Origin of the sequence: Collinsella aerofaciens (assembly GCF_018785265.1) — a bacterium.
Lineage (GTDB): Bacteria > Actinomycetota > Coriobacteriia > Coriobacteriales > Coriobacteriaceae > Collinsella > Collinsella aerofaciens_AI.
The window spans coordinates 53,114-59,264 of the sequence record NZ_WQPK01000028.1 but is presented as its reverse complement, the minus strand read 5'-3'; the positions used below and the strand labels follow the sequence as shown (position 1 = coordinate 59,264).

Sequence of the window (6,151 nt, the reverse complement as noted above, 5' to 3'; positions counted from 1 at the left end):
GCCGTTTGTCTCCACCCGCGTAGCGGGTGGTTTAAAGCTGGCCGCTGCGCGGCCAGCAGACTAAAGTCTTGAATAAAAAAACCGCCCCGTATGGAGCGGTTTTGCCCTTTATATATCGAGCGCCTCGGCCATCGCGGCCGTAGTGATTGCCGTGGTTCCACAGCAACTGCCCACCATTGCGGCACCGGCATGTCTCCATTCGATGCATGCGCGCGCGAAAGCTTCGGGGTTCTCGTGCCATACGGGGCCATCCTGAGTCTGGACCGGATCGCCTACGTTGGGACGCACCGTGACGGGAGTAGTCGCCGATGCAACCATCCTGGGCACCGCCGCGTTCGCGGCCGCAAGCGAACAGCAATTAACACCAACCGAGTTTGCGCCGTGTTTTTCGGCGTACAAAACGGCCGCCTCGATGTTGAGGCCATCGCCCAACAGGTCGCCTTTATCGTCAACGACAAAACTCACCAGAACAGGCATGCCGTCGGCGGCATCTCGGGCGCCGGCAAGCATGGGCTGCAAATTACGGATAGACGTCACCGTCTCGATCAGCAGACCGTCAACGCCGGCATTGAGCAAGGCGTGCGCCTGTTCGCGCGCAATGCCTCGGATTTCACGATACTCGGCAGAGTCCTCGGCAAACCACTCAATACCGATCGGGCCCATCGAGCCCAGCAGCAGTTGCGGGTGCGCCTGGCGAGCATCGTCGACGGCCCCGCGATTGACCTCCGCCACGGACGGCGCAATCTGGTCGTGCTTGAGGGCATAGCTTGATGCCTGAAAGGTGTTGGTAATGAGCACCTGCGCGCCGGCAGCGACATACAAGCGATGGATACGAGAAACGGTCTGCGGCTCTGCCAGATTCCAAAACGCCGGTGGAATGTCGGCGGCATCGTACTCACTCAACAGAACACTGCCCATGGGGCCCTGCGCCAACAAGGTCTCGCTCGACAAGCGGCGCGTAAGTTCCTCGGCACCAAAGCGGTTGTAATAACTCGTATCCATATATATCCCGCTATTCCTCGACGCTGATTCCCTGCTTTTCGAGATAGGCGAGCCAGCGGCTCATCGTGTCCTCGGATAGCGCATGCTCCATCATGCAGGCCTCGGAATCGGCTCGCTCAAATTCGACACCGAGCTCCTGAACCAAAAACGTGCGGATGAGGCGATGACGGTACCAGATAGCCGTGCCAACCTCGCGGCCGCGATCGGTCAGGATCACCTTGCCGTAGTGCGATTGCTCGACAAGCTCGGATGCCTTGAGCGCCGAAACCGCTTTATTGACCGATGCCTTGGAGACGCCAAGGCGCTGCGCGATGTCGACCGATCGCACGCCGTTGGTTTCCCCCTCTTCGCTTTCAATGCGAACCATGCACTCCAAGTAGTCTTCGTTCGCCACCGTCAGATGTAGTTCGCGCGAGCTATTTGTCGTATCCATGATCTTCCGTCCCTTCTGCATTCAATGGCTGATTCTACCCCATCCAAGCGTCGTGGTATGCCGTGGCATACCGTGCTAGAGTTCTTGTTGCACACGACGACCAAGATTGGAGCGGTCTTTATGGAAAACACCACCACGAGCCCCGATGTCCTCGAGCGCTTTTTGCGCTACGTCCAGATCAACACGCAGTCCGAGGATGCAAACTGCGACCAGGTACCCTCGAGCGCCGTTCAGTTTGACCTTGCCAACGTGCTGGCTGAAGAGCTGCGCGAGCTTGGTGCGGAAGATGCCCACGTGACCGAGCACGCCTATGTCTGCGCGCATATCCCCGCAAGTGCGGGCGCTGAGGACAAGCCCGCCCTGGGCCTGATCGCCCATCTCGACACCACCGAAGTTGCACCGGGCGCCGGCGTGAAGCCGCATATCGTACACTACGAAGGCGGCGACCTGGTCTGCGGCACGGTTGACGGAAAGCCCGTTGCCATGAGTACCGCCAAGCTTTCCGCCCTGAATGACCTCGCGGGTGAGGACCTGGTCTGCAGCGATGGTACCACGCTGCTGGGCGCGGACGACAAGGCAGGCGTCGCCGAGATCATGTCGCTTGTCGCGCGTATCGCTCAGGACCCTTCTCTGCCCCATCCCGCACTCGGCATTTGCTTCTGCCCTGACGAGGAAATCGGCCACGGAGCCGAGCTGTTGGATATCGATACCTTTGGCTGCAAGTACGCCTACACGGTCGACGGCGGCCCCATCGGCGAGCTGGAGTGGGAGTGCTTTAACGCCGCCGAGGCGACCGTCCGCTTTGAGGGCCAGTCCATCCACCCGGGCGACGCTAAGGGCCGTATGGTCAACGCAGGCAATCTGTTCTGCGACTTCAACGCGTTGCTCCCCTACGTGCAGCGCCCGGAGTATACGGAAGGCTACGAGGGCTTTTATCACCTTGAGGGTGTATCTGCGACCGTCGATCACGCCACAGCGCGCTATATCGTCCGCGACCATGACGCCGCCAAGTTCCAGCAGAAACTCGACCTTATTGATGCCGCCGCCTCGATGCTCAACCAGCGTCTGGGTGAGGAGCGCGTGACGGTCGAGATTAAGCAGCAGTATCGAAATATGGCCGAGATCGTTCGTGACTATCCCGAGCTTATTGATGTTGCCAAGGAAGCCTACCTTGCCTGCGGCGTTGAGCCCCAAGTGCTGCCGATTCGCGGCGGCACCGACGGCGCCCAGCTGTCGTTCCGCGGTCTGCCCTGCCCCAACCTTTCCACCGGCGGCTATTGCTACCACGGCGTCAACGAGTTCGTCCCGGTTAGTTCGCTCGTCAAGATGACCGACGTGCTCCAGGAGCTCGTCGCCCGCTTTGCATAAGCCTGGCTGCACAAGTCCAAAAGACGAATCGCCCCGTCCTCAACCAAGAACGGGGCGGTTTTTTTACTGCAACGAGAATAGGTTGACGCACGCCAGCCTCTTAACGCAAGGAGTGTCCCAAACTGCCGGCACAAAAGGAACGTCCCCAAGTGCCAAGTGTTCCGGCAACGCCGATGTTTTGGCAACGACAGCGAGCGAGTCGCATTTGAGACAAGGTGACGTGAAGCGAAAGGGCGCTGACCTTCTGGTCGCGCCCTTGAAGTTGAACGTCAGATTGTCCAAATGCGGCCCGCGCAGCGTCGAGTCGTTACGGCGTTTGGTAAAACGCCGTAACTCTAGTAGTTAGCTTCGTAGCCGTTGCCGTCGCCGGTGGGCTCTTCGTAGTAGTCCGAATCGCTCGAATCGCCTGAGTCATCGGAATCGTCAGAGCTGACCGATGAAGTTGCGGTACCGTTTGCGTAGTCGTCAGACGTGTTGTTGTTCAGGTCGCCGATCGTAGAACTGGAACCGTCGGAAAGACCCATGGTGTTGGGACCCTTGGGATCCTTGCCGGCATCGACGCGCTCCATCATTTCCTTGAGCTCGTCCTCGTAGACAAAGACGTAGCTCACACCGTCGATCATGGTGCTGTCGTCGGCGTACGAGGGCAGGTTGGCCGAGTAGATACCGTCGACATCCATACCGCGCATGGCGTTGACCGTAGCCACGATATCTTGAACGCTCATATCGGTTACGAGCATATCGGACAGCGAATTAACCAGGCCAAAAATCTTCGTGGCATCGAAGTTATTGAGAATCTGGTTGGCAAGGGCGCCAAGCACCTGACGCTGGTGGCGCATGCGCGTGTAATCGCCGTCGGCATAGGTGTAGCGGCAGCGGGCATAGGTAAGGGCGGTGGCACCGTCCATATGCTGCTGGCCAGCGGTAATCTTAATATCCAGGTGCTCGGGGTCGTCAACATCATCGGTTGCGTTAATGTCGATACCGCCAACCGAATCAATCAGCGCCTGCATACCGTCGAAGCTGACCTCGGCATAGTGGGAAATCTGAACACCGCACAGCTCGTTGACCGCCTCGACCATGGCCTCGGCGCCGCCAACGGTATGGCAGGCGTTGATCTTCATGGTCTCGCCCTTGTACTCGACCTTGGTGTCGCGCGGAACGGAAATGAGCGTCGCCTGCTTTTGCGTGGGGTCGATGCGTGCCAGGATAATCGAGTCGGCACGATACGTATCCTCGCCCGGACGGCCGTCGGTGCCAAGAAGCAGCACGTAGAACGGATCCTTTGCCTCATCGGTGTCAACCAGAACCCGACGCAGATTATCGGTAATGACATTAGAATCGCCGAGCTTGCCCATAATGGTGGCAAACCACAGGCCGGCAGCGGTAGTGGCACTCAGCAGCACACCAAGCACGACAATGAGCGCGACGTGACGAATCGTGTGGCTACGACGACGTTGACGAGCGCGCTCGGAATAGCGAGCCACGTTATCGCGACTATAGATCTTGGCCTGCGCACCAGTTGAGGGTCTTCGGGCGGTGGTATCCGCGAGGGGCTTTTTATTAAACATAGGCAACCTGTATTAGTAGATGACGGGATCGGGGACGGAAGCATGCTCGACATGCGCGCCGAGCGCCTGCAGCTTTTCGACAAACTGCTCGTAGCCGCGCTTGATGTGATGGATGGCCGAAACCTCGGTCGTCCCGTCGGCGATCAAGCCCGCTACGACGAGGGCCGCTCCGCCACGCAGATCGGGCGAGGTAACCTGTGCACCCGAGAAGCCCTTAACGCCATGAATCATGGCATGATGGCTCTCGATACGAATGTCGGCACCCATGCGCACCAGCTCAGAGGCAAACATAAAGCGATTCTCGAAGATGTTCTCGGTAATAACGGAACTGCCGTCGGCAAGGGCGGAGAGTACCATAATCTGTGCCTGCATGTCCGTCGGGAAGCCGGGGAACGGAAGCGTCTGGATGTCGACCGGCTTGATACGCTCGGCACGGTTCACATGGACGCCATCCTCGACGCGCTCGCAGTCGATACCCATGAGCTCCATCTTCTTGAGCACCATGCCCAAGTGAATGGGGCAAAAGCCCGTGACATCGATACCGCGATCGTCGGCCATCAACGCACCGGCAACGATAAAGGTACCGGCCTCGATTCGGTCGCCCACTACGCGATGGGTAACAGGATGCAACTCTTCCACGCCCTCGATGGTCACGACAGGCGTGCCGGCGCCGACAATCTTAGCGCCCATCTCGTTGAGCATGTTGGCGAGATCGACGATCTCGGGCTCGCGGGCGGCATTGTCGATAACCGTGGTGCCCTGCGCGCGCACGGATGCCATGATGAGGTTCTCGGTCGCACCGACGCTGGCGAACTCGAGCGTGACGGTGGTACCGCGCAGACCTTGGGGCGCATTAGCGTTGATGTAACCGTGGGCGGTATCGAACTCAACGCCCAGGGCCTCAAGACCAAGAATGTGCATATCGATCTTGCGAGCACCCAGGTTGCAGCCGCCCGGCATGGCAATCTTGGCGCGATGGAAGCGGCCCAGCAGGGGTCCCATGACGGCGGTGGAAGCACGCATCTTGGCAACGAGCTCGTAGGGGGCCTCCCAAGAATCGACCTGAGAGGTATCAATCTCGAGCGTGTGCTCGTCGAGAACATCGATCGTAGCGCCCATGCCCTTGAGCACCTTGCCCATCACATGGACATCGGAAATATCGGGCACGTTCTGCAGCGTCGTCTTGCCCGGCGCCAGAAGCGTTGCCGCCATGAGTTTGAGCGCGGAGTTCTTGGCGCCCGAGACGGGCACGGAGCCTCCGATGGCGTGGCCACCCTCAACGCGGATAATATCCAAGGTCTACCCTTTCAAAAAGCATGCCCGGGATGGCTGAGCCATCCCGGGCATGATGTGTTCGCAAATGGTCGAACGCTAAATCGTTTGACTATTGGGCAAGCTTGAGCTTACACCATGCGATTTCATTATAGAGGTAGGCGCGGCGTGCATCATCCTCCGACAAATTACCCAGCTTCTCTTCAAAACCTTGAATATCAGCTTTAAGCTTGTCGGCATCGACGGTCGCCAAATCGCAAGCGCGCTCGGCGAGAACGGTCACGACATCGTCCGCAACCTGGGCATAGCCGCCGGCCACGGCAAACGTGTGGTCGACAGTGCCCATGGCCTTATCGGAAACGCGAACGTAACCGCGGTCGATCGTGCAGATCTCGCTGGAGTGAGCAGGCAGAACGCCAAACTCGCCATCCGTGGACGGAATCGACACAAACGCAGCGTCGCCCTCATAGGCGCAGCTCACGGGGCACACGATGCGGATACGCAT

6 protein-coding genes are annotated in these 6,151 nt (G+C 59.1%); 1 reads left to right on the top strand and 5 read right to left on the bottom strand.

The window, feature by feature from the left end; all coding sequences use genetic code 11:
* Window positions 1-108: 108 nt before the first annotated feature.
* Both GPK42_RS05155 and GPK42_RS05150 read right to left on the bottom strand, forming a co-directional pair.
* Window positions 109-1,002, bottom strand: coding sequence for a homocysteine S-methyltransferase family protein (locus tag GPK42_RS05155; protein WP_035138801.1), 894 nt, complete (start codon window positions 1,000-1,002; stop codon window positions 109-111).
* 10 nt (window positions 1,003-1,012) lie between these two features.
* Entirely contained in the window at window positions 1,013-1,435 is a 423-nt protein-coding gene (locus GPK42_RS05150; RefSeq protein ID WP_040359600.1) for a metal-dependent transcriptional regulator, read from the bottom strand.
* 120 nt (window positions 1,436-1,555) lie between these two features.
* Here GPK42_RS05150 and pepT point away from each other — a divergent pair, with 120 nt between their 5' ends.
* Entirely contained in the window at window positions 1,556-2,803 is a 1,248-nt protein-coding gene (gene pepT, locus GPK42_RS05145; protein ID WP_215693988.1) for a peptidase T, read from the top strand.
* Between the two features lie 335 nt (window positions 2,804-3,138).
* Here the strand turns inward: pepT and GPK42_RS05140 are convergent, their stop codons facing one another.
* The 3 genes from GPK42_RS05140 to atpC form a co-directional block, all read right to left on the bottom strand.
* A complete protein-coding gene (locus GPK42_RS05140; RefSeq protein ID WP_195363612.1) occupies window positions 3,139-4,374 on the bottom strand; it encodes an LCP family protein in 1,236 nt (411 codons plus the stop codon).
* A gap of 12 nt (window positions 4,375-4,386) precedes the next feature.
* Window positions 4,387-5,670, bottom strand: coding sequence for a UDP-N-acetylglucosamine 1-carboxyvinyltransferase (murA, locus tag GPK42_RS05135; RefSeq protein WP_215693985.1), 1,284 nt, complete (start codon window positions 5,668-5,670; stop codon window positions 4,387-4,389).
* 88 nt (window positions 5,671-5,758) lie between these two features.
* Window positions 5,759-6,151, bottom strand: coding sequence for an ATP synthase F1 subunit epsilon (gene atpC, locus GPK42_RS05130; protein WP_006235718.1), 393 nt, complete (start codon window positions 6,149-6,151; stop codon window positions 5,759-5,761).

What these genes read in the sequence shown, in the direction of transcription:
- GPK42_RS05155 (WP_035138801.1), bottom strand. Translation starts at nt 1,002, where the DNA reads ATGGATACGAGTTATTACAACCGCTTTGGTGCCGAGGAACTTACGCGC.
- GPK42_RS05150 (WP_040359600.1), bottom strand. Translation starts at nt 1,435, where the DNA reads ATGGATACGACAAATAGCTCGCGCGAACTACATCTGACGGTGGCGAAC.
- pepT (WP_215693988.1), top strand. Translation starts at nt 1,556, where the DNA reads ATGGAAAACACCACCACGAGCCCCGATGTCCTCGAGCGCTTTTTGCGC.
- GPK42_RS05140 (WP_195363612.1), bottom strand. Translation starts at nt 4,374, where the DNA reads ATGTTTAATAAAAAGCCCCTCGCGGATACCACCGCCCGAAGACCCTCA.
- atpC (WP_006235718.1), bottom strand. Translation starts at nt 6,151, where the DNA reads ATGCGTATCCGCATCGTGTGCCCCGTGAGCTGCGCCTATGAGGGCGAC.